A 22,301-nucleotide genomic window follows, 5' to 3' on the forward strand; every position below is an offset into this window, starting at 1 on the left:
TTCCGATCTGTCCCCGCAGGACGAGGCGGGACCGCCGACCGGCCGCCGGGACGAGGCCGCGCGCGCCGAGCCGAGGAGACACCCCCCGGCGGCCCCGCACCCCCACCCCCCGTCCCGACCCCGCCCAGGCGGCCAAACCCCAACCCCGCCAGGGCACACCTCCCAGCGGTAGCTGCGGCAGCCTGGCCACCCGCCCGCAGACGCAAGGACAACCGCAACGGCCCGGCCAGGGCAGAGGCGGCCAAACCCCCCAGCGGTAGCTGGGGCAGCATGGCCACCGACCCGCAGACGGGAGACCTCGGCATCCGCCCGGCCAGGGCAAAGGCAGGCGGACCCGGGGCAACCCGGTGGGGGTGGGGGACGTCTCGTTGGACGGGACGGAACGCTGCCCCGCCGTGACCTTTGTCATCCAGCGAGGCCGATTTTCCCCCGTGATGACGGCATATGACGGAGGCCCGCGCCGAGAACGGCATTCCGTTCGCGGTGCCGGGACCGCTAGGGTCTGCCGGAGCGCACCCTCGGGGGGAGGGAAGGAACCGGAAACGATGCCCGTACCCGTACCGCGGCAGAGGGAGACCCCCGCCACGGAGAGCGGTCAGGCCGTACTGCACTCCGTCGCATCGCCCACTCCCATCGGCGCCGACGTCGCGCAGGCGACCCCTCACACCACCGCCCTGACCCTCCTGGTCATCGAGGACGACCCCGCCGGCGGGCTCACCGTCCCCGAGATCCTCGACGCCGACGGCCACCGCATCCGGCTCCGCACCGCCCGCAACCTCACCGAGGCCGAGCGCCTGCTCACCCCCGACGTGCACTGCATCCTGCTCGACCTGTCCCTCACCGGCGCCCGCGGGCCCGGCGCAGCGGCGGGCGCCACAGCGACCACCGCCACCCTGGATCAGCAGCTCGCCGTCCTCCACCAGGTGCTGCGCCTCGCCCCCCGCCATGCCGTCCTCGTCCTCACCGACGAGGACGACGCCGAGCGCGCCGCCGAGGCCGTCCGCGTCGGCGCCCAGGACTTCCTCTTCCGGGACGAGCTGGACGGGCGGCTGCTGAGCCGCGCCATCCGCTACGCCGTGGAGAGAAAGCGGGCGGACATAGCCCAGTACAAGCTTGCAGAATCGAAACTGCGCGCCCAGGAGAACGCCCGCCTGGAGCGCGGCCTGCTCCCCACTCCCCTCCTCGACGGTTCCGATCTGCGGTTCGCCGCCCGCTACCGCCCCGGCCGCAGCCGGGCCCTCCTCGGCGGCGACTTCTACGACACGGTGCGCACCCCCGACGGCACCGTCCACGCCATGATCGGCGACGTCTGCGGCCACGGACCCGACGAGGCCGCCCTCGGCGTCGAGCTCCGCATCGCCTGGCGCGCCCTGACCCTGGCCGGCCTGTGCGGCGACGACCTGCTGGCCACCCTCCAGCAGGTGCTGGAGGTCGAGCGCCCCTGCGAGGAGATCTTCGCGACGCTGTGCACCGTCGACATCGCTCCGGACGGCCGCCGCGCGGGTCTGTGCCTGGCCGGCCACCCCGCTCCGCTGATCTCCCGGCCGGGCCGCCGCGCGCGGCTCCTCCCGTACGAGAACAGCGGCCCGGCCCTGGGTCTGCTGCCGCGGGCCCGCTGGCCGCGCCGACAGGTCGAGCTCGGCGGCACCTGGAGCCTGATGCTCTACACCGACGGCCTCATCGAGGGGCGGATCGGCGAGGGGAGGGAACGCCTGGGCCAGGACGGCATGGTCGAGATGATCAACCGCCATCTGGAGCTCGGTCTGAGCGGTGAGGGGCTGCTGGAGGCCTCCGTCACCGAGGCCCGCCGCCTCAACGGCGGCGAGCTCACCGACGACGTGGCCGTGGTCCTGCTCTCCCGCTCCGAAGGCTGAGCGAGCAGCCGGGCCGGGCAGCCCCTACCGGCCGCCGTTGTAGGGGCCGTACGGACCGTCACTGCTGCTGCCACCACTGCGGCGGCCGCCGCCGCCCGAGACCTGCTTGAGAGCCGGCCGCACGTCCACGAAGAACACGATGGTCGCCACCAGGCCCGCGATCTGGAGGAAGAGCAGCCCCAGGAAGGCGTCCACGAGCACGGTGATGCCGAGGATGACCAGCCAGAAGGTCTTGCTCTGCTTGTCGGCGGCCCGGTACGCGTCCTCGCGTGCCAGCAGCGCGAACCCGAAGGCCACCACGGCGAGCACCAGCATGGCGAGCCCGAGCAGCGGGATCACCCCTCGATCGAACCCGTCCATCAACATCGCTTCGACCGCCTTCTCACGCTTCTGCTTCGCACTTCCGATGCCGCCTCACTCCACGCTACCGGCACATGCCCCTCCATAGACCACAACGGGCCGGGCCCTTGAAGGGTGCCCGGCCCGTCGTCGCCCATGCGGGCGCGGCTCAGCTCGCGTCGTCCGCGGTGACGGCGGCCTTCTTGGCCGTGCTCTTGCGCGCGGCCGGCTTCCTGGCGGCGGGCTGCTGCTCCTCGGCAGCGGCCTCGGGGGTCGGCTCGGGCCGCGGTTCGACGACGACGGCGATGTCGACGATCTCCTCCGAGACCTCGCCGCGCCAGGCCCGTACGGCCTGCTCACCGTGCTCGGCGACCTTGTCGTAGGTCTCCTTGGCGCGCACCGCGTACTCGGCGGCCACGCCGACACCGCGCAGCGCCAGGTCCTGGGCGGTCTCCCCGATCTTCTTCGGGTCGATCGCGCCGATCACTTCGGCGACCTTGGCGGTGACCGCTTCCTGCACGGCCTTCGGGTCCGTGTTCTTCACGGCCTCGATGCGCGCGGGGGCCTCGGCGCGCAGCTGCTCGATGAGCTCCGGCACCTTCTTCGCCTGCTGGACGGCGAGGTCGGCGGTGCCGGCGGCGAAGTAGAGGGGAGTGGGGTCGGTGAGGGTCTTCTTCAGGTCATCGGCGATGGCCATGCTGCTGGTCCTCCCGGATCAACTTCAGTCGGTCTTCGACGGCATCTCGTCGGCGGGCGTCTCGAGTGCGTTCTCCTTGCGGAACGACTCGTAGATCTGGAGCAGCACCTGCTTCTGCCGCTCGTTGAGGGACGGGTCGGCGAGTATGACGGCTCGCGTCTCCACCTCGTCGCGGTCCCGCTCGTCCAGGATCCCGGCCTGCACGTACAGCGTCTCCGCGGAAATCCGCAGCGCCTTGGCCAGCTGCTGGAGGATGTCCGCGCTCGGCTTGCGCAGCCCGCGCTCGATCTGGCTCAGGTACGGATTCGACACTCCCGCCGCGTCGGCGAGCTGCCGCAGCGAGAGCTGCGCCTGCCGCCGTTGCTCACGGAGGTATTCGCCGAGATGTCCGACGTTGAGCGATGCCATGCTCCAGATCCTGCCCCACCCTGCTAACTTTTGCAAGCAGATGCTTGCAACATCTCCCGGCCGTCCGACCGCCTCACCTTCTGACCAGCCGAAATCGCCTGGACTCCGGGCGCGGCACCGGCATATCTTCGCGACGGCCCCCGCCCGCCCGGCGGGGGCCGTCCGCATGTCATCCGTTCCCGGGGGGTCCACCGTCATGTCCTTCAGCGCGCCCGGCTCACCGCCGCCTCCGCAGCCCCAGCAGCAGCCACCGGTGCCGGTGCAGCCGTACCCGCAGTCCGGCCCGGCCCCGTACCCGGTCCCCCCGCAGACGCACCCCCACCCCGGCGGGCCCTTCCACCCCGCCCCGCCGATGCCCCAGGGCGTACTGCGTTCGCCGCAGGGCCTCGCGACGGCCCTGACCTGGCTGCTCGGCGCCTCGGCCGCAGTACACCTCTTCTCCGCCGGCGTCGGTGTGTACGAGCAGGCGTGGATGCAGGGGTTCCCGGGGAACACCCACTTCGACGACCTCGAACTCGGCCTGTCCCCCGCGCTCACCATTCTCGCCGGGCTGCTCCAGTTGCTCACGCTGCTGCCCACGGTCGTCGTCTTCATCGTCTGGTTCCACCGCGTGCGCACCAACGGCGGCATCTTCCGCCCGGGCGCCTTCACCCTGGGCCCCGGCTGGGCCATCGGCGCCTGGTTCATCCCCGTGGCGAACCTCTTCCTGCCCTACCGGATCGCCCGGGAGACCTGGCGGGCCAGCACCCAGCGCGGCCCCGACGGCTCCGACCGCACGGCGCCCGCCGCGCTGCTGACGTCCTGGTGGGTGCTCTGGGTCGTCTCGGCGATCGTGGGCCGTGTCTTCAGCGGGATCTACGCGGGTGCCGACACCGTGGACGAGCTGCTTGAGGCGGGACGGCTCGGGATCGTCGCGGACCTGGCCACCATGATCGCCGGCGTGCTCGCCGTCCTCTTCGTCCGCAGGCTGACGGCGATGCAGAACACGATGGCGACCGAGGGGCCGTACGCGAGGGCCTGACGGCGCACCGCACCGCCCCGCTCCACGGCCACCCGGTGGCCCGAGAACCCTTGGCGGGACGGTGCTTCGGCCGCGGCGACCGGCGGCACGCCGGACCGCTCCGCCTGCGTGTGCCTCGGCTGCCGGGTGTCCATCCAGCACACCGTCGACCATGCCGCCCCGCGCGGGACCGCTGTCCCCGGTGCCGCCTTCGAGGCTCCGCCGAGGCGGGACCGGGACGCCTGGCGGGTCCTGTCCGTGCTCCTGGATGCCGGGCTCGACTTCCGGCAGGCCTGCTGCGGTTGCGGGCCCGGCTACCGGCCGCGCAGTCTGCGCGAGGTGCGCGAAGTGCGCGAGCGGCTCGGGTACGCGCGGCGCACCGGGGTGCCGGCCGCCCGCGCCCTCGCCACGCCGTAGCCGGCACACCCCGGCAGAGCCCGAGACCGGGCCGGGCCCGGGCCCGGCTCAGGCCGTGCCGATCACCACCGTCGCGTGCAACTCCTGCGACGTGACCGCCCGGACCGCCAGGCCCGCCGAGGTCAGCGCCGACGCCGTCGACGGTGCCTGCCGGGCGCTCGTCTCGATCAGCAGGTGGCCTCCCGGAGCCAGCCAGGCCGGAGCCCCCGCCGCCACCCGGCGATGCACGTCCAGACCGTCGGCCCCGCCGTCCAGCGAGACCAGCGGCTCGTGGTCGCGCGCCTCCGACGGCATCAGCCCGATCTCCTCCGTGGGCACGTACGGGGCGTTGACCACCAGGACGTCCACCCGGCCGCGCAGCTCCGGCGGGAGCGCGGCGTACAGGTCGCCCTCCCACACCCGGCCGCCGTACGGGGCCACGTTGCGCCGCGCGTACGCCAGCGCCGCCGGATCGATGTCGGCGACGTGCAGCTCCGCACCGCCCGGCGACTGCGCCGCCACCGCCGCACCCAGCGCGCCGACCCCGCAGCACAGGTCCAGCACCACCGCACCCGGCCGGACCAGCGCCACCGCCTGCTCGACCAGGAACTCGGTACGCCGGCGCGGCACGAACGCCCCCGCGCCCACCTCCACGCGCAGTCCGCAGAACTCGGCCCAGCCCACGACGTGTTCGAGGGGCTCGCCGCCCACCCGGCGGGCCAGCAGCTCCGCCAGGTGCGCCTCGTCCCGGGCGGCGCCGCTCAGCAACTCCGCCTCCTCCTCCGCGAAGACGCAGCCGGCCGCGCGGAGGGACTCCACCAGTGACGTCACCATGTCGGTCCTCGTCTCAGAAGACGTCCGGGCACCACGGACGGCGCGCGGTGCGGAACACCGCGTCCGCCAGGGCCACCGCGCCCGGCCGCTCCTCGGTCAGCTGCCCGAGCGCCGCCAGCCGCACCGCCGACACGTCGCCCAGGTACAAGGATCCCAGCGCGGACACGTCCAGTCGCAGGTCGGCCGCCTCCCGCGTGCGCTCGCACACGCCCGCGGCCGCGTCCAGCCGGTAGCGTCCGGCCGCCGGCCCCGTCCCGTCCGTGACCTCCAGCACCAGCACGCCCGGCACCTCGTACGTCCGCGCGCCCAGCGCCCGTACGACGTCCAGGACCCGCACCCACAGGAAGTCGGCGCAGGTGACGACGCGGGCCGCGCGCGGGTCGGGCAGCAGCTGCGGGAGGAGGTCGTCGGGTGCCCGGTAGCCGGTGCGGACCTTCAGCACCCAGTCGATCGAGCACAGGAACTGCCACAGCGCACGCTCCGCCTGCGGGCCGAGCGCCAGCAGGTCGTGCACCTGCACGGTGTTCTGCGGGACCTTCGCGTCCGTCCAGTGGTCGTCGGCGGTGTAGACGGCCACCCCGGCCACCTCTCCCTCCGCCGTCCGGTACACGGCGTGGAACTTCTCCTTGTAGGGCCGGTGCGACATCTCCTCCAGCCCGGTCGCGACGTTCCACCAGCGCTCACGGCGGTCCACCGCCCCCGGCGTGGCCGCCCGGAGCCTGTCGTGCAGCCCGGGCCCGATCCGGCGGAACTCGGCCGCGTCGACCAGGTCGATCCGTCCGCCGTCCACGGGCGCCGACAGCCGCCGGTCCAGCCCGGTGCGCGGTACGTCGATCTCCCATTCCGTGACGGTGGTCGCGGGCCCGAAGCCGTACCGCCCGTAGATCGGGTACTCGGCGGCGATCAGCGTCGCCAGGACGTCGCCGCGCCCGGCGGCCGCGGCGAACTCGGCCTGCATCATGCGGGTCAGCAGACCCTGCCGGCGGTGCGTGGGCAGGACGCCCACGTTGGAGACCGCGCCGGCCCGGACGGCCGCGCCGCCGGGCACGGTCAGCTCCTGCGCGAAGGAGCGGAAGGAACCGACGCAGCGGCCGGTGTCGCTGTCGAACGCGCCCTGGGTGCGGGTGAGGTCGTCGTACTCGGCGCGCTGGGCGACATCGGAGTCGGTCACCCGGGTCGCGGTCAGGAAGCCGGTGTGAACGGCGCGCAGCCAGTCATGGAGTTCGGATTCGGCGATCGGCCGGACGTCAGCACTCATAGCGGCCCACGCTAATCGCCCGACCGGCGTGGGTCGCCCGAATTTCCTACGCCAGCAGGTCGTCCACCTGCGCTTCTCCCTCCCGGTACCGCCGGGTGATCTCGGCGCTGCACTCGTCCGCGGTGCGCTGCAGCTGCTGCCGGCGCCGCGAGACCTGCTGCTCGTAGCGCACCAGCCGGGCCATCCCGTCGAGCAGTTCGCCGTCGGTGCGGGCCTGAAGGTCCGACAGCTCCACGTCGGCGAGCATCTCCGCCGCCAGCACCCGGTACTCCTCGCTGTGCGGGGTGCCGAGCGTGACGTGCCGGGCGGAGGCGCTGCGGCTGGAGGGTGCGTCGGCGAGGATCACGGAGAGCCGGTCCACCACCGGCGCCTCGGGATCGGTCCGCCGGGCGAGTTCGGCGCGCAGGATGTCGATGCGGCCCTGGAGCAGTCTGCGCACGTAGCTGAGATCGGCTTCGTCGCGCTGCGCGTCGCGGCGCAGCGCGCGCAGTTCGGGCAGCCCGAGCGCGGTGGCCGGGGCCGAAGGCCCCTGGTCCCGCGTCTCGGCCGTGCGCTGCGCGGGCGGTCGTACCGCGGCAGCTGCGACGGGAGCGGGTGATGCAGGTACGGAGGTACCAGGAGTGTTCATGTCGTTCGGGTCCGTCCCCTCGACCGGTGCGGCGCACCCGCACCGCCTGCGTGCATCGTGCCACTCTCCGTGGCCCCGGTGCAGTCCCACTCCACCCGATCGGCCCCGGACGGATGCACGGCTGGTACACAGGTGGTATGCGAGCTGTGGTGCAGAGGGTGGACGGCGCGAGTGTCGTCGTGGGCGGCGAGACCGTGGGCGAGATCGTCGGCGAGGGGCTGTGCGTGCTGGTGGGGGTGACCCACGACGACACGCCGGAGAAGGCGGCGCTGCTGGCGCGCAAGCTGTGGTCGGTACGGATCCTGGAGGGCGAGAAGTCCTGCAGTGACAACGGGGCACCACTGCTGGTGATCTCCCAGTTCACGCTCTACGGCGACGCCCGCAAGGGGCGGCGTCCCACGTGGAACGCGGCGGCGCCCGGTCCGGTCGCCGAGCCGCTGGTCGACGAGGTCGTGGCGCAGTTGCGCGCGCTGGGCGCGACGGTGGCGACGGGCCGGTTCGGCGCGGACATGCGGGTGTCGCTGACCAACCACGGCCCGTTCACCATCGTCGTCGACGTCTGAGCGGCCCGGTCAGGGCGCTACGACGACCTCCTGGGCGGCGGCCGTGCCGCCGACCAGCAGCGGTGCGTCGACCGGGACGTTGCGCTTGACCAGGGCGAGGGCGATCGGGCCCAGCTCGTGGTGGCGCACGGCCGTGGTCACGAAGCCCAGCTGGCGGCCCTCCTCGCCGTCCGCGGCGAGCCGGACCGGGGCGCCGTGGGCCGGGAGGACGACCTCGGAGCCGTCGAGGTGGAGGAAGACCAGGCGGCGCGGGGGCTTGCCCAGGTTGTGGACGCGGGCGACGGTCTCCTGGCCTCGGTAGCAGCCCTTCTGCAGGTGCACGGCGGTGCCGATCCAGCCCAGCTCGTGCGGGATGGTGCGGTGGTCGGTCTCCAGGCCGACCCGCGGCCGGTGCCCCTCGACGCGCAGCGCCTCGTAGGCGAGGAGGCCGGCGGCCGGTCCGTGGGCGGCGGCGAAGGCCTCCAGGGCGGCGCGGGGCAGGAAGACGTCGCGGCCGTACGCGGTCTCGCGGACGACGAGTTCCTTGCCGACCTCGGCGATGGAGCCGGCCGGCAGGTGCACGACCGCGAACTCCTCGGTGCGGTCGGCGACTTCGACGCGGTAGAAGAACTTCATCGACTCCAGGTAGGCGATCAGGGCCTCCTGGGTGCCGGGCTCGACGTGCGCCCAGGTGGTCTCCCCGTCGTCGACGAGGTAGAGCGCGTGCTCGATGTGGCCGTTCGCGGAGAGGATCAGCGCCTCGGTGGCCTGTCCGGCCGGGAGTTCGGTGACGTGCTGGGTGATCAGCAGGTGCAGCCAGCTCAGCCGTTCCGGTCCGGTGACGGCGACGACCCCGCGGTGCGAGAGGTCGACGAAGCCGCGGCCGTCCGCGAGGGCGCGCTGTTCGCCGTACAGCTCGCCGTAGTGGGCGGCGACGCCCTCGTCGCGGCCTTCGGCCTGGACGGCGCCGGGAAGATGGAGCAAGGGGCTGCTGGTCATACGGCCAAGCCTACGACCCTGTCACGCGTGGGCGGCACGCTGCTTCGCGGCGCACTTCCTGCACAGACCGAAGATCGCGAAGTGCTTCATGTCGGTCTCGAAACCGAAGGTCGTACGGAGCTTCGCGGTGAAGTCGGCGGCGATGTCGACATCCGCCTCGATGACGTCGCCGCAGTCGCGGCACACCAGGTGGATGTGGTGGTGCCGGTCGGCCAGGTGGTAGGTGGGGGCCCCGTGGCCGAGGTGGGCGTGCGACACGAGGCCGAGCTCCTCCAGGAGCTCCAGCGTCCGGTAGACGGTGGAGATGTTGACCCCGGAGGCCGTCTTGCGCACTTCCCCGAGGATCTCGTCCGGCGTGCCGTGCTCCAGTGCGTCCACGGCTTCCAGCACGAGCTGGCGCTGCGGCGTCAGCCTGTAGCCGCGCCGGCGCAGGTCCGTCTTCCAGTCGGTGCCCGGGGTTCCTTCGGTGCTCTCGGTGCTCACCACCCCGTCAGTGTATGTGCGCGAAGGGGACCGCGGTCGAGCCCGCGGTCCCCTTTCGTGCAAGGCCTGTGGCGGCTTCCGCTCAGCGGAAGAAGGCGATGCCGTCGTCGGGCATGTCCGGAAGGTTGCGGGCCATCTCGGCGACCTCCTCGGGCGTGACGACCTTCTTGAGCTGGGCCGACATGTAGGGGCGCAGCTCGACGTCCGGGGTGGCCTTCTCGCCGACCCACATGAGGTCGCTCTTCACGTAGCCGTAGAGCCGCTTGCCGCCGCTGTACGGGCCGGAGGCCGCGGTGCGGGCGACCGCGTCGGTGACCAGGTCGATCTGGGGCTTCTGGTCGGCGAGCTCGCCGTACCAGACCTCGACGACGCCCTGGTCGCGGACCATGACGATCTCGACCTTGCGGTCCGCGTCGATGCGCCAGTAACCCGACTCGGACTCCAGCGGCCGCACCTTGTTGCCCTCGGCGTCGAGGACCCAGGTGTGGGAGGTGTACTCCAGGAAGTCCCGGCCGTCGTGGCTGAAGACGACCTCCTGGCCGAAGTTGCACTTCTCCTCACCGGGGAAGTCGAAGACTCCCGCACCCTCCCAGTTGCCGAGGAGGAAGGCGAGGGGGACGAGTCCCGGGTTCAGGTCGGACGGGATCTGGATCATGAATGGCTGCTCAGGCGATCTGTGGGAGGGGTTCCGGGGCGGTCAGCCGAGCCGGGGCTCAGCGCTGACCCTGGTACAGCTTCTTGACGGCCAGGCCGGTGAAGGCCATGACGCCGACGCAGACCAGGACCAGCAGGGAGGTGAAGACTGCCTCAAGCACGGGGTGCTCCTCGGAATCGTTTCGGGGCTGTACGGGGCCGGTCCCCAAGCCTACTGGCCCGGGGACCGGCGCACGGTGTGAGGTGGGCCGTACGGCCTGCCCGCGGGGTCAGCTCAGCAGCTGGCTCTGCAGGATCACCGTCTGGTGGAAGGGGACGGGGGCCACGTCGCCCTTGCGGGACTGGACGACCATGCCCAGGACGTCACCCGTGCGGAGGCAGCCGACCTTGGTCTGCTCCTCGCCGGCGACGGGTTTCATCTCCTGGTACACGCTGAGGTCGGTGCCGTCGAAGTACGCGGCGCCGGGGAAGTCCAGGGCGGTGCTGTTCATCTGCGTGGCCTTGGCCTTGCTCCAGACGTCGTCGAGGTCCAGGGCCGAGACGCCGTTCAGCCGGGCGTTGCTGTCGCAGCCCTTGAAGGCGTCCACGAAGCCGGACGAGTGGAAGCGCAGCAGGTAGACGTGTGTGCGGGTGCCGTCCGGCGTGGTCCAGCCCCGGCCGACGATCTGGCGCAGGCCGTCCCATTCGAGGGAGGTCTTGAGCTTCTCGCGGGCGTCGGGCGCGTACTCCTCCAGGAAGGAGTCGACCGGCACCGTGCCGTCCTTGTCGGCCTTGACCGCGTCGTCGGCCTCGGCGCCCGCGGGAGCGGGCAGGAGCAGGCCGGCGAGCTGCGCGTGGTGCGTCCCGTCCTTGTTGTCCGGGCCCTGGGCGAGGGGGGCGCCCGGGGGCAGCGCGGGCTGGGAGAGCTTCGGGAACGTCCAGCGGCCGTCGTCCTCGGTGGCCAGGCCGGGGATGTCGGTGCGCTCGGGCACGGTGATCCCGTACGCGACCCCCGTGCCGACGGCGGCGAAGACGGCGACGGCGGCGGTCCAGCGCAGGGCGGCGAACAGCACCCGCCGGTCCTTGGGCGGAGCGGGCGGGGCCGTCGGCGCGGATGCGGGCTCGGTGACCTGCGGCGCGGCCTCCGACACGGACTCGGGCCGAGGCTCCGCAGCCGGCGCGGCGGCGGGCACGGGCTCGGCGGCCGGCGCGGGCTCGGTGACCTGCGGCGCGGCCTCCGACACGGACTCGGGCCGAGGCTCCGCAGCCGACTCGGCGGCGGGCACGGGCTCGGCGGCCGGCGCGGGCTCGGTCTCGGTCTCGGCGGCGGGCACGGGCTCCGCGGCCGGCGCGGGCTCGGTGACCTGCGGCCCGGCCTCCGCAGCCGACTCGGCGGCCGGCACGGGCTCCGTCTCGGGGCCGGTGGTGGTCTGCTCGCTGCTCACGCGGACTCTCCGGGGGACTTGAGGTGGTCGAGTTGCTGCTTGAAGAGGCTCGCGGCGTCCTTCACCGCGAATCCCTTGCTCCCGTACATGCGGAAGGTCACCAGGACGTCGCCCTCGACGGCCACGCAGTCGACGGCGGCGATCTTCTCCTTGTCGTCCTTCCCGCCCTTGAGCGAGTCGTCCAGCCCGCACTTGGCCTGCGGGTAGCCCTCCACCTGGGGCGCCTCACCGCCGCCGGCGGTGAGCTCGATGAACTTCTTGGTGAACTCGGCGAACCTGGCCAGCTGCTGCGGGTCGGCCTGCATGAGCCGGACCTCGGCGACGGCGGCGCCGTCACCCTCGGAGCGGGCGTAGCTGCGCCCGGCCAGGCCCTTGAGCTTCAGGTCCGCCAGCGCCTTGTCCCGTTCGGCGCGCTCGCTGCTGGAGAGGCCCGTCCGAGCACCCTTGAAGGCCTCGAGCGCCCTGTCACTGGCGAGGTAGTAGTGGCTGCCCTCGGCGTCGAGGTCCGGGCCCGGCCAGTAGTCGGCGGGCAGCGGCATCAGCTTGCCCGTCAGCTCGTTCGGCGGCACGGACGGGACCGGGGCGGGCGTGCCGCCGGTCGTGTGGTCCTCGGCCATCCAGTACCGCGTCGGCGCGGTCCGCTCGGCGTCGGCGAGCACGGCCGCGGCGGCGACGCCGCCGCCCGCGAGCACGACGACGCCGACGGCCGCCGAGACCAGCGCGAGCGTCCTGCGGTTCCCCTTGCGCACGGGCCCGGTCGCGGGCTCGGCGACGGCGACTGCGGGCTCGTTGTGCTGCGCGGCGTCGGCCGCGTTCTGCTGCTCGCTCACAGCCGCTCCATCTGTCGCTTGGCGATCTCGACCAGGGCCTTCTCGTCGACCTCGCCACGGTTGTTCGTGTACTGGACGACCATCACGATGTCGCCGCGGCGGATCAGGGCGCGGGCCTGCCGGACCGGGTGGTAGCCGGGCTCCTCGTGCGCCTTGGAGTCGATCCACAGGTGCCCGAAGTCCGCCGGCACGCCGGGGAAGTCCTTGCCCGCGTTGCCCGCGTACTCCTTGTCGGGCATGTAGGCGACCATGCCCGACTGGAAGCCCTCGGCTCCGCTGCGGTCGCGGTACTGGAGCAGGTGGACCTCGACGAAGTTCCGGTCGTTCTCGGCCCAGCTCGCTGTGGCGACGCTCTTGACGCGGTCCCTGATGAGATCGCCGACCGCTTCGGAGGGCTGCAGATACCAGGACGCGGCGAAGGCGTCCGCCGAGACGGCACCCGAGAAGCCGTCCTGCGCCCCGCCGGGGACGTCCACCAGCTTCTTGGCCAGGTCCTCGTCCGCCTTGTGCCAGCGGGCTGCGTCGATCGAGCGCCGGCTCGTCGCGTCGTTCATGGCGGCCGGCTTCGGCGCGTCCATCTCCTGCTGGGCCAGCGGTGGCAGCGCAGTGGGCTCGCGGTGGTACTGGACCGCGTAGCCGGTCACGGTTCCGGCGAGGGCGCCGAGGACGGCCGCGCCGGCGATCAGGAGCACCGTGCGCCGGGCGCGGCGACGCGGCACCGGCATGTCCGAAGTGATCGTTTCCGGTGCGCTCTCCCCCTCTTTCTGCTGCTCAGGGATGGTCTGTTCGTGTTCCAAAAGGATCCCCCACAAAGCGGAAGCGCGGGCTGGTTACCCGCGCGTACCCGATGACCCGCAGCAGAGGGGAGCAGTTGTACGGAACGAGATCACGTTCTCGTATCGCGGTGGGGGTCAGTCCTCACGGCGCCGCTTTCCGTCCAGTTCGTCCCACCATTCGTCGGACTTCGGGTCCCCCGAGGGGTCGTCCCACCAGCGGTCGTCCGGGCCGCGCCGGTTCGCGATCACCGCGGCGACCGGCGGGATGACCATGGCGACGAAGCACATGGCCACGGCCGCCTCGACCGACCACAGGCGCACGAAGGACCAGGCGGAGACGAAGAGGAACAGGCATCCGCCCATCAGCAGGAAGTAGACGCGCCGGCGCCGGGCGTACATGCCTCCAGCGTAGAACCGCGCGTGTACGGCGCGAAGGGCCGCACCCCGTTCCAGTGGCGTCCAACCCCCGGGGGTGCGGCCCTTCGGCCGGTCGTTCAGGCGATCACGCGCGCACGCGGTGCGTTCACGTGCGCGGTGCTCAGACCGCGATCGCCACGTCCGTCACGCCGCCGGCCTCGGCGACCACGACGGCACGGTCCGCCTGGGCACCCGGGACGAGCGCCCGCAGCGTCCAGGAGCCGGTGGCGGCGTAGAAACGGAACTGGCCGGTGGCCGAGGTCGGGACCTCGGCGGTGAACTCGCCGGTCGAGTCCAGCAGCCGCACGTAACCGCTGACGGGCTCGCCGTCCTTGGTCACCTGGCCCTGGATCGCGGTCTCACCGGGCTTGAGGGTCGCGAGGTCGGGCCCGCCGATCTGTGCTCCACACATGTTCTCTGTCCTGTCCTGTCCTGGAGGTCGTGCTACGAGGGCGTCGGTGCCCGGGATTACTTGTTGGGGCCGAGCTCGATCGGCACGCCGACCAGCGAGCCGTACTCGGTCCACGAGCCGTCGTAGTTCTTGACGTTCTCCTGGCCCAGGAGCTCGTGCAGCACGAACCACGTGAGCGCGGAACGCTCACCGATGCGGCAGTAGGCGATGGTGTCCTTCGCCAGATCGACCTGCTCGGCCTCGTAGAGGGCGGTCAGCTCTTCGTCCGACTTGAAGGTGCCGTCGTCGTTGGCGTTCTTCGACCACGGGATGTTGCGGGCGCTGGGCACGTGGCCGGGGCGCTGCGACTGCTCCTGCGGGAGGTGCGCGGGGGCGAGCAGCTTGCCGGAGAACTCGTCGGGGGAACGGACGTCGACCAGGTTCAGGGAGCCGATCGCGGCCACGACGTCGTCGCGGAAGGCGCGGATGGAGGTGTCCTGGGCCTTGGCCTTGTACTGGGTGGCCGGACGGTTCGGGACGTCCTTGCCGTCGACCAGGTCGCGGGAGTCGAGCTCCCACTTCTTGCGGCCGCCGTCGAGGAGCTTGACGTCCTGGTGGCCGTAGAGCTTGAAGTACCAGTAGGCGTAGGAGGCGAACCAGTTGTTGTTGCCGCCATAGAGGACGACGGTGTCGTCGTTGGAGATGCCCTTGGCGGACAGCAGCTTCTCGAAGCCCTCCTGGTCCACGAAGTCGCGGCGGACCGGGTCCTGGAGGTCGCTCTTCCAGTCGATCCGGACGGCGTTGGTGATGTGGTTCTTGTCGTAGGCGGACGTGTCCTCGTCCACCTCGACGATGACGACGTTGGCGTCGTTCAGGTGGGCCTCGACCCAGTCGGCGTCTACGAGGACGTCGCTGCGGCTCATGGTGTTCTCCTCCGGGGCAGTGTGCGGCGGGGCGGTGCGGGGTGCGCTGTGCTGCGTGCCTGCAGGTGCGCTCGGTTTCCTGCGCGGGGAGGCGTCAGGGATCAGGAGGCAGGTGCGGTCACGCGGGAAGGGCCTGTCGGGGCCGTCGTCCGGCTGATGGAGCGGATGCGCTCACATGTCACATGGATCGACAGAGCATGGCGGCGACGCGACACAGGTCTACTGCCCGTCGCTTCGTGAGGTCCGCCTGCTGATGCTTCATAGCCATGGATCGTAGGGACGAATCAGCCGCCCTGTCACCGGTGTGTCATATTCCGAGACAGGATCGTCCGAATATTGGGATCGGATGGACTTTCCCGGGCGCCCCGGCGGCTCCCGGGCCCGCCGCGCGGCCCGTCCTTCTGCGGATCGGACCGCCCTGTCTCACGATCCGGCCATCTGCACGTTCGTGCCGCCCAGCGTGAGGTGTACACCGGCCTCGTCCGAGGTCAGGGCGGAGAGCTGGAGCCCGGCCGGGAGCCCGGTGCCGAGGTCGCGGTCGAAGTCGGTCCGCTTGCGCACCTGGCGCTCCAGCCCGGGGATGCCCTCGCCCGGCACCTCCTCGGCGTGCACCCGGACGATCTTGCCGCCCTTGGAGCCCGGCGCGTCCACGAGCGTGATCGTGGAGATGACGCTGGGCGACAGCGTCCTGCCGAGGACGTCCACCGACGCCGTGACCTTCACCTTGCCGGGGGCGCCGCCGTAGGAGAGGGTCGCTCCGGTCTGCGAGGCCGCGGTCAGGTCGGCGTAGGTGATGAGCGCGGTGCCCGTGGCACGCTCGGCCGTGCCGCCGCTGTAGTCGTCGTTCAGCCTCACACCGTGGAAGCTGGCGTCGAGTTCCGCGAGCCGCGTCCTGCGGCCGTCCGCCATCACCTCGACGCCCCGGAGCCCGAGGTCCACCCGGTCCAGGTCGTGACTGAGCGCCTGGGTGAGGAAGGGGAATCCGTGGATGTCCACCTCGGCGCTGCCGGCCAGCCCCTGACGCGCCTGTATGCGCTCGGCCAGCCGGTTCTCGGCATAGCCGGCCGCCCACCGGTCCACTCCGGCGAACAGGGCCGCCAGCACCACTCCGACGATCACAACGACACGCAGAACACGCACGCGCCTCTCCCCCTACTTATCGGTACGTGCGGTCCAGTGGACCATGCTCCGCGTCGGACCGGGATCAGCCCACCACCCGGCCGATCAGGTACACGGCGGGGGCGGCGGCCGCCAGCGGCAGCGCGACACCGGCCGTCATGTGCACGAACTTCGACGGGTAGTCGTACGCCGCCACGCGCAGCCCGATCAGCGCGCACACCCCGGCGGCCAGGCCGAGCAGCGCCCCGCCGACCCCGACGGAGGTGAGCCCGCCGACCGCCACGCCCGCACCGGCGGCCGCGGCCAGCGAGACACCGACCGAGGTGGCGGTGGGCAGCGGCAGCGCGCGGACGAACACGGCGACCGCCACGGCCGCCGCGCCGACCGTGACGGCGGCGGTGTCGGCGGCCAGGTAACCGGCGCAGATGATGGCGAGGGCGGCCGAGGCCACCGAGGCCATCAGCCCGTACATCCGCTCGTCGGGGTCGGCCTGGCTGCGCAGCTGCAGGACGAGGGTCAGCAGCACCCAGGCGCCCAGGGTGCCGACGATCGCGCCGGCGCCGTACGTGTCCTCGACCGCGAGCACGGCCGCGTCGGCGGCCAGGGCCCCGGCGAAGGCGAGGGCGATGCCCTGCCGGGCCGGCCACATGCCGTTGAGGCGGAACCAGCCGGCCGCGGTGAGGCCCTGGAGGGCGATCAGCGGCAGGAGCAGCGCGAACTGGCCGAGGACGGCGGCGACGGCGAGCAGCAGCCCGAGAGCGGCGGTCAGTATCGCCGACTGCGGGCCGGGGTCGATGATCGGCGACCGTCCCTCGGCACGGGCCTGGGCCGGGTCCACGGCGCGCAGGGTGTTCCCGCCGAGGGTGGGCGGGGACCAGTCGGGGGCCTCCTGCGCCGCGTCGGCGTTCCCGGCCGGGGCCGGGGCTGCGGCTGCGGCTGCGGCCGGGTCGGCGGCGGGCACGTGCGGCTCCTGCTGCTCGGGGCCGGGGAACGGCGGGAGGTAGGCGGTCTGCTCGGCGGCGACGCCCTGCACCTGCCCTTGCGCCTGTCCCTGCGCCTGGCCCTGCCCGGGACCGGGGTACGGCGGCAGGTACGCCGTCTCGGCAGCAGCGGCGGCGGCAGCCGGCAGCCCCTGACCGCCCCGGGACCAGTCCTGCGCCGGGGCGGACGCCTGCGCCGGAGCCTCGTCCCGGAACCAGCCCTCCGGAGCCACGGCCTGCTGCCCGGGGCCGGGGAACGGCGGGAGGTATGCGGTCTGCTCGGCGGCGACGCCCTGCGCCTGGCCCTGCCCGGGACCGGGGTACGGCGGCAGGTACGCCGTCTCGGCGGCGGCGGCAGCCGGCAGCCCCTGACCGCCCCGGGACCAGTCCTGCGCCGGGGCGGACGCCTGCGCCGGAGCCTCGTCCCGGAACCAGCCCTCCGGAGCCACGGCCTGCTGCCCGGGACCGGTGCCGGGACCCTGCGCGAGCGGCGCACCCCAGGCCGGTCCCCCGGCCTGGCCCTGGCCCTGGCCCTGGCCCTGGCCCTGGCCCTGGCCCTGGTACGACGGGTAGGCCTCGGCCGGGCCGGGGACGGCCCCCGTGCCCGGCCCGGCGGCGGAGCCGTCCGGCCACGGCGCTCCCGTACCACCGGCCGAAGCCGGAGCCGCGGCCTCGTCACGGAACCAGCCCTCGGGCGCGACCGGCTGCCCGGGCACCATGCCCAGCGGCGGGTGCACCGGCTGGTAACCGGTGTCCCAGGTGTCGGCCTGCCAGGTCTGGGTCCCGTACGGGTCCTGCGGCTGCTGGGGCTGCTGCGGCTGCTGCTGTTCGTCAGGCGTGCTCATCGGCTCCCGCTCACCCGCCCGCGAACGGCGGGAGCACCTCGACGGTGCCGCCCTCGGTCAGCGGAACGGAATCGTGCGGGCGCTTGCCCACAGGTTCTTCGTTCACGAGGAAGGAGCAGCGCAGCAGGACCCGGGTCAGCTCCCCGGGGTGGCGTTCCCGCACGCCGTCGAGCGCCTCGGCCAGTGTCCGCGCCGAGTACGGCTCCTCCGCCGTCCCGGCCGCGGCCTTGGCCGCCGCCCAGTAGCGGATGGTTCCGGTTGCCACTGCAGCTCCTATCGTCGGCTCTCTACCGTCGGCCTCCATGATGGCCCCTCCCGCCACCGCCCCCGCCGTGCCCCGACGCGCCGGGTGTGCGCCCGGTGGGTCCGGTCCCGCCGCACCTCGTGCCCCCGATCCGGTGAAAAGCGGTGCATACGCAGGGCGGGAACGTGGCAGGAGCGTGGCAGGAACCACAGAAGACGAAGCAGAAGAGTCCCGGCCGGGAAAGAGCGAGTGGGCTATTCTGCTTGGCGAGAGGATCCGGGCAATGTGGCCCCCGGGTCCTTTTGTGCTTTCAGCACGTTGAACGAACCGAGAACAGTGGTGCCCGTACGGATCCCCAGGGCGCGGGGCCGTGAGGACACCAGGCGACACGTACGAAGCAGTACCGCGCATGTCCTCGACGGGACCGAGGAGGAACCGACGTGATGGACCAGCGAACCGTGCACCACCGTCCGGCCCGGGCAGGTGGTCGGTCATGAGCTCGCTCCTGCTGCTCACCAACGCGCTGCAGCCGTCCACCGAAGTGCTGCCCGCGCTCGGCCTGCTGCTGCACAACGTCCGGGTGGCGCCGGCCGAGGGTCCGGCCCTCGTCGACACCCCGGGCGCCGACGTCATCCTCGTCGACGGCCGCCGCGACCTGCCGCAGGTGAGGTCGCTGTGCCAGCTGCTGCGTTCCACCGGTCCCGGCTGTCCGCTGATCCTGGTCGTCACCGAGGGCGGCCTGGCGGCCGTCACCGCCGACTGGGGCATCGACGACGTCCTCCTGGACACCGCCGGTCCCGCCGAGGTCGAGGCACGCCTGCGGCTGGCCACGGGCCGCCAGCAGCTCGGCTCGGACGACTCCCCCATGGAGATCCGCAACGGCGACCTGTCGGTGGACGAGGCCACGTACTCCGCCAAGCTCAAGGGGCGGGTGCTGGATCTCACCTTCAAGGAGTTCGAGCTCCTCAAGTACCTCGCGCAGCACCCGGGCCGCGTCTTCACCCGTGCCCAGCTGCTGCAGGAGGTCTGGGGCTACGACTACTTCGGCGGCACCCGGACGGTCGACGTGCACGTGCGGCGGCTGCGCGCGAAACTCGGCCCCGAGCACGAGTCGCTGATCGGTACGGTCCGCAACGTCGGCTACCGCTTCGTCACGCCGGAGAAGGTCGAGCGGGCGGCGGCCGAGGCCGCGGCCCAGGCGGCGGCCCAGGTCGCCGCGGAGGCGGCCGCGGAGGGTTCCGTACCGGCTTCCGGGGCCACCACCCGGTCGGCCTAAGGGCCGGATGATCGTCCGGTCTTCAGGACGCCCTGCCCAGAGGTAGGTCACCCCGCGTAGACTGCCGCGCGTGGCCAAGGTGACGCGGGATGACGTAGCGCGACTTGCGGGTACTTCTACCGCCGTCGTGAGCTACGTCATCAACAACGGACCCCGGCCGGTCGCCCCGGCCACGCGCGAGCGTGTCCTCGCCGCCATCAAGGACCTGGGCTACCGCCCGGACCGGGTCGCCCAGGCGATGGCGTCGCGGCGCACCGACCTCATAGGCATGATCGTCCCCGATGCCCGCCAGCCGTTCTTCGCCGAGATGGCGCACGCGGTCGAGCAGGCCGCCGCCGAGCGCGGAAAGATGGTCCTGGTCGGCAACTCCGACTACCGCACCGAGCGCGAGGTCCACTACCTGCGGGCCTTCCTCGGGATGCGGGTGTCCGGCCTGATCCTGGTCAGTCAGGGCATGAGCGAGCAGGCCGCCAGCGAGATCGAGGCCTGGGACGCCCGCGTGGTGCTGCTGCACGAGCGCCCGGAGGCGATCGACGACGTGGCGGTCGTCACGGACGACATCGGCGGCGCCCAGCTCGCCACCCGGCACCTGCTGGAGCACGGGCACGAGTACGTCGCCTGCATCGGCGGCATCGAGAACACCCCGTCGGTCGGCGACCCGGTCGCCGACCACGTCGAGGGCTGGCGCCGGGCCATGCTGGAGGCCGGCCGCTCGGTCGAGGGCCGGCTCATCGAGGCCCCGTACAACCGCTACGACGCCTACAAGGTCGCCCTGGAGGTCCTGGCGCGGCCCGACCGGCCGACGGCCGTCTTCTGCGCCACGGACGACCAGGCGATCGGCGTGCTGCGCGCCGCGCGCGAGCTGCGCATCGACGTGCCCGGGGAGCTGGCGGTGGCTGGCTTCGACGACGTGAAGGAGGCGGCCCTCACGGATCCGCCGCTGACCACGGTCGCCTCGGACCGCCCGGCGATGGCCCGCGCGGCGGTGGACCTCGTCCTGGACGACGGCCTGCGCGTGGCCGGCTCCCGCCGCGAGCGCCTCAAGCAGTTCCCGTCGGCCCTGGTGATCCGCCGCTCCTGCGGCTGCAAGTAGGGAGCCGGGCCTCCCCGGTGGCCGAGGGGGAAGGCCGCCAGGAAGAACACCGGGGGCAGCGCCGCGACGGCCGGAACCACCAGGTGCACACGGGGCAGCAGGGCCCCCGCCCCGGGGTCGCCGTCGCCGTCGCCGTCGCCAGCAGTCCCCACGGCACGCGGGACACCTTCCGCCGTACGCCCTCGCCCCTCCACGCCCCCCGATCAGCAGTTGAACACGCCTACTTGAACGCGTTCAGGATGGCGGAGAGGGGAGAGACCGGGAAGCGTCCTTACATCGGGCATACGCGGTTCTGTCGGGCTTCTCAGGCCGGACTCAGGAAGCTCTCATCAACGGCGGGGAGAGTCGTCCCATGACCGAGAGCTTCCGCCGCGAAGGCGAGTACCCGCAGGAACACCGCCCCCAGCACGCGCCGTTCGGCGAGGACTGGCAGCGCGGACGCGACCGGCTGGCACACGAGGCCGGAGCCGGGACCGGGAACGGGACCGGGAACGGGACCGGGGCGTATCCGCCGCCGCCCGCCTACCCGCCGGCCGCGCCCGGTCGGCACGAGGCGCACCGCCCGCCGGTCATCCTCGGCGAGACGGTCCCGGCGGGAGCCGGCGGCGAAGGCGGCGAAGGCGGCAACGCCATCCCGCAGGGGCCGGCCCACGCCGCCCCCGCCCGGCGCGCGAAGAGGCCCGTCGCCCTGCTGGCCGCCGTCGCGCTCGCCGCGGCCCTGGTCGGCGGCGGCACCGCGGCCGCCGTCCAGCAACTGCTGGAGCGGCAGGCCGGCACGACCGGCGGGGTCAACGGCACGAACGTCTCGCAGTCCAGCACCGGCACCGTCTCCGGACTCGCCGAGCAGGTCAGCCCCTCGGTCGTCCGCATCGACACCCGAACCGGCTCCGGTCAGGGCACCGGCTCCGGCATCGTGCTCTCCGCCGACGGTGAGATCGCCACGAACAACCACGTCGTGGACGGCGCCACCGGGATCCAGGTGTCGACGAGCGACGGCAAGAAGTACACCGCCGAGATCGTCGGCACCGACCCCGACAAGGACCTGGCCCTGATCAAGCTCCAGGGCGCGTCCGGCCTCAAGCCCGCCAGGCTCGGGGACTCCGGCAGCGTCAAGGTCGGCGACCAGGTCGTCGCCATCGGCTCCCCCGACGGCCTGACCGGCACCGTGACCAGCGGCATCGTCTCCGCGCTGAACCGCGAGGTGAAGGTACCCAAGTCGGAGCAGAGCCCCCCGCAGAACCGCCGGCAGGACAACGGCTGGCCCTTCTCCTTCGGCGGCCGTCAGTTCAACGGGGACACCGGCTCGGACACCACCTCGTACAAGGCACTCCAGACCGACGCCTCCCTCAACCCCGGCAACTCCGGCGGCGCCCTGTTCAACATGAACGGCGAGGTCGTGGGGATGCCCTCGGCGATCTACTCCCCCGCCTCGGCCGGTTCCGCCGCGGGCAGCGTCGGCCTCGGCTTCGCCATCCCCGTCGACACGATCAAGGCCGACCTGGACTCCCTGCGCAAGGGCGGCCCCGGCGGCAAGGGCTCCTCCGGCACCTCCGGCACCTCCGGCGGCGGCTCGTTCGCAGACGGCTTCGGCACGTCCTTCTAGGGCGTGTTTCGAAAGTAGCGCCGTCCGCCCGCAGGGCGGGCCCCGCGGCGTCTGGTGCGTGCGATCGCAAGGCGGAGGATCGTCCTCGTACTGGGCGTACTTGGACGATCCCGACAACGCGGCGAGCGTGCGTACCAGGCGTCGCGGGGCAGGCGGGACTTTCGAAACACGCCCTAGTAGGGCTTGGTCAGGTTGGGGCTGGTGTGGGTGTGCCGCGGTGGCACGTGGGGCAGGCGCCGGTCCATGTCGCGAGGAGGGTCTGTAGCTC

Annotated in this window: 25 protein-coding genes and 1 pseudogene; 7 read left to right on the forward strand and 19 right to left on the reverse strand. The window is 72.7% G+C overall.

Going from position 1 to position 22,301, the window contains the following annotated elements:
• Positions 1 to 545 precede the first annotated feature (545 nt).
• Positions 546 to 1,874 (forward strand): PP2C family protein-serine/threonine phosphatase, encoded by a 1,329-nt coding sequence (locus ACIPXC_RS33960; protein ID WP_401626067.1) that lies wholly within the window; start codon positions 546 to 548, stop codon positions 1,872 to 1,874.
• A gap of 24 nt (positions 1,875 to 1,898) precedes the next feature.
• Here ACIPXC_RS33960 and ACIPXC_RS33965 read toward each other — a convergent pair whose 3' ends face one another.
• The 3 genes and pseudogenes from ACIPXC_RS33965 to ACIPXC_RS33975 form a co-directional block, all read right to left on the reverse strand.
• A complete protein-coding gene (locus ACIPXC_RS33965; protein ID WP_037924667.1) occupies positions 1,899 to 2,240 on the reverse strand; it encodes a DUF2516 family protein in 342 nt (113 codons plus the stop codon).
• Positions 2,241 to 2,382: 142 nt separating this feature from the next.
• Positions 2,383 to 2,910, reverse strand: coding sequence for a hypothetical protein (locus ACIPXC_RS33970; RefSeq protein ID WP_401626070.1), 528 nt, complete (start codon positions 2,908 to 2,910; stop codon positions 2,383 to 2,385).
• 27 nt (positions 2,911 to 2,937) lie between these two features.
• A pseudogene (locus tag ACIPXC_RS33975) lies at positions 2,938 to 3,318 on the reverse strand (helix-turn-helix domain-containing protein); the annotation flags it as partial.
• A gap of 196 nt (positions 3,319 to 3,514) precedes the next feature.
• Between ACIPXC_RS33975 and ACIPXC_RS33980 the strand changes: the two are divergent.
• The gene (locus ACIPXC_RS33980) at positions 3,515 to 4,339 is read left to right on the forward strand and encodes a DUF4328 domain-containing protein (RefSeq protein ID WP_401626073.1); all 825 of its coding nucleotides are present in this window, start codon (positions 3,515 to 3,517) and stop codon (positions 4,337 to 4,339) included.
• A 126-nt stretch (positions 4,340 to 4,465) separates the two neighbouring features.
• Positions 4,466 to 4,735, forward strand: coding sequence for a hypothetical protein (locus ACIPXC_RS33985; protein WP_401626076.1), 270 nt, complete (start codon positions 4,466 to 4,468; stop codon positions 4,733 to 4,735).
• Between the two features lie 48 nt (positions 4,736 to 4,783).
• Here the strand turns inward: ACIPXC_RS33985 and ACIPXC_RS33990 are convergent, their stop codons facing one another.
• From ACIPXC_RS33990 to ACIPXC_RS34000, 3 genes are read right to left on the reverse strand one after another with little or no spacing between them, the layout of a single operon-like run.
• A complete protein-coding gene (locus ACIPXC_RS33990; RefSeq protein WP_401626078.1) occupies positions 4,784 to 5,548 on the reverse strand; it encodes a putative protein N(5)-glutamine methyltransferase in 765 nt (254 codons plus the stop codon).
• A 13-nt stretch (positions 5,549 to 5,561) separates the two neighbouring features.
• Entirely contained in the window at positions 5,562 to 6,806 is a 1,245-nt protein-coding gene (locus ACIPXC_RS33995; RefSeq protein ID WP_401626081.1) for a GNAT family N-acetyltransferase, read from the reverse strand.
• 46 nt (positions 6,807 to 6,852) lie between these two features.
• Complete coding sequence (locus ACIPXC_RS34000; protein WP_401626084.1) at positions 6,853 to 7,434, reverse strand: AmfC protein; 582 nt, start codon at positions 7,432 to 7,434, stop codon at positions 6,853 to 6,855.
• Between the two features lie 137 nt (positions 7,435 to 7,571).
• Between ACIPXC_RS34000 and dtd the strand changes: the two genes are divergently transcribed.
• Complete coding sequence (gene dtd / locus ACIPXC_RS34005; RefSeq protein WP_030771205.1) at positions 7,572 to 7,997, forward strand: D-aminoacyl-tRNA deacylase; 426 nt, start codon at positions 7,572 to 7,574, stop codon at positions 7,995 to 7,997.
• Positions 7,998 to 8,006: 9 nt separating this feature from the next.
• Here the strand turns inward: dtd and ACIPXC_RS34010 are convergent, their stop codons facing one another.
• The 13 genes from ACIPXC_RS34010 to ACIPXC_RS34070 form a co-directional block, all read right to left on the reverse strand.
• Positions 8,007 to 8,975 carry a YgfZ/GcvT domain-containing protein gene (locus ACIPXC_RS34010; RefSeq protein WP_401626087.1) on the reverse strand — a complete coding sequence of 323 codons (969 nt, stop codon included), beginning with the start codon at positions 8,973 to 8,975 and terminating at the stop codon, positions 8,007 to 8,009.
• Between the two features lie 21 nt (positions 8,976 to 8,996).
• Positions 8,997 to 9,458 carry a Fur family transcriptional regulator gene (locus ACIPXC_RS34015; RefSeq protein ID WP_401626090.1) on the reverse strand — a complete coding sequence of 154 codons (462 nt, stop codon included), beginning with the start codon at positions 9,456 to 9,458 and terminating at the stop codon, positions 8,997 to 8,999.
• Positions 9,459 to 9,540: 82 nt separating this feature from the next.
• Positions 9,541 to 10,113 carry an FABP family protein gene (locus tag ACIPXC_RS34020; RefSeq protein ID WP_386428731.1) on the reverse strand — a complete coding sequence of 191 codons (573 nt, stop codon included), beginning with the start codon at positions 10,111 to 10,113 and terminating at the stop codon, positions 9,541 to 9,543.
• Between the two features lie 268 nt (positions 10,114 to 10,381).
• Positions 10,382 to 11,536, reverse strand: coding sequence for a hypothetical protein (locus tag ACIPXC_RS34025; RefSeq protein WP_401626094.1), 1,155 nt, complete (start codon positions 11,534 to 11,536; stop codon positions 10,382 to 10,384).
• Positions 11,533 to 12,366, reverse strand: a complete 834-nt coding sequence (locus ACIPXC_RS34030; RefSeq protein ID WP_401626096.1) for a hypothetical protein — start codon at positions 12,364 to 12,366, stop codon at positions 11,533 to 11,535. The genes ACIPXC_RS34025 and ACIPXC_RS34030 overlap by 4 nt, the downstream gene beginning before the upstream one ends.
• Entirely contained in the window at positions 12,363 to 13,091 is a 729-nt protein-coding gene (locus ACIPXC_RS34035; protein WP_401626098.1) for a hypothetical protein, read from the reverse strand. Before ACIPXC_RS34035 ends, ACIPXC_RS34030 begins: the two co-directional genes overlap by 4 nt.
• A 186-nt stretch (positions 13,092 to 13,277) precedes the next feature.
• Positions 13,278 to 13,541 (reverse strand): DUF3099 domain-containing protein, encoded by a 264-nt coding sequence (locus ACIPXC_RS34040; RefSeq protein WP_401626100.1) that lies wholly within the window; start codon positions 13,539 to 13,541, stop codon positions 13,278 to 13,280.
• 139 nt (positions 13,542 to 13,680) lie between these two features.
• Positions 13,681 to 13,971, reverse strand: a complete 291-nt coding sequence (locus ACIPXC_RS34045; protein ID WP_030030422.1) for a DUF1416 domain-containing protein — start codon at positions 13,969 to 13,971, stop codon at positions 13,681 to 13,683.
• 56 nt (positions 13,972 to 14,027) lie between these two features.
• Entirely contained in the window at positions 14,028 to 14,873 is an 846-nt protein-coding gene (locus ACIPXC_RS34050; RefSeq protein WP_046778629.1) for a sulfurtransferase, read from the reverse strand.
• A 178-nt stretch (positions 14,874 to 15,051) separates the two neighbouring features.
• Positions 15,052 to 15,141: an Ms5788A family Cys-rich leader peptide gene (locus tag ACIPXC_RS34055; RefSeq protein ID WP_350875872.1), complete on the reverse strand. Its 90-nt coding sequence runs from the start codon at positions 15,139 to 15,141 to the stop codon at positions 15,052 to 15,054.
• Positions 15,142 to 15,296: 155 nt separating this feature from the next.
• Positions 15,297 to 16,013, reverse strand: coding sequence for a DUF2993 domain-containing protein (locus ACIPXC_RS34060; protein WP_401626102.1), 717 nt, complete (start codon positions 16,011 to 16,013; stop codon positions 15,297 to 15,299).
• A 64-nt stretch (positions 16,014 to 16,077) separates the two neighbouring features.
• Positions 16,078 to 17,817 carry a hypothetical protein gene (locus ACIPXC_RS34065; protein WP_401626104.1) on the reverse strand — a complete coding sequence of 580 codons (1,740 nt, stop codon included), beginning with the start codon at positions 17,815 to 17,817 and terminating at the stop codon, positions 16,078 to 16,080.
• A 10-nt stretch (positions 17,818 to 17,827) separates the two neighbouring features.
• Complete coding sequence (locus ACIPXC_RS34070) at positions 17,828 to 18,082, reverse strand: MoaD/ThiS family protein (protein ID WP_030964668.1); 255 nt, start codon at positions 18,080 to 18,082, stop codon at positions 17,828 to 17,830.
• Positions 18,083 to 18,554: 472 nt separating this feature from the next.
• Between ACIPXC_RS34070 and ACIPXC_RS34075 the strand changes: the two genes are divergently transcribed.
• The 3 genes from ACIPXC_RS34075 (at position 18,555) to ACIPXC_RS34085 (ending at position 22,033) form a co-directional block, all read left to right on the forward strand.
• Positions 18,555 to 19,337, forward strand: coding sequence for a response regulator transcription factor (locus tag ACIPXC_RS34075; protein ID WP_392580366.1), 783 nt, complete (start codon positions 18,555 to 18,557; stop codon positions 19,335 to 19,337).
• A gap of 70 nt (positions 19,338 to 19,407) precedes the next feature.
• Positions 19,408 to 20,430 carry a LacI family DNA-binding transcriptional regulator gene (locus tag ACIPXC_RS34080; protein ID WP_401626107.1) on the forward strand — a complete coding sequence of 341 codons (1,023 nt, stop codon included), beginning with the start codon at positions 19,408 to 19,410 and terminating at the stop codon, positions 20,428 to 20,430.
• Positions 20,431 to 20,782: 352 nt separating this feature from the next.
• On the forward strand, positions 20,783 to 22,033 hold the full coding sequence (locus tag ACIPXC_RS34085; RefSeq protein WP_401626110.1) for a S1C family serine protease: 1,251 nt from the start codon (positions 20,783 to 20,785) through the stop codon (positions 22,031 to 22,033).
• Positions 22,034 to 22,301 lie beyond the last annotated feature (268 nt).

This window comes from Streptomyces sp. NPDC090021 (genome assembly GCF_044748225.1).
Classification (GTDB): Bacteria; Actinomycetota; Actinomycetes; order Streptomycetales; family Streptomycetaceae; genus Streptomyces.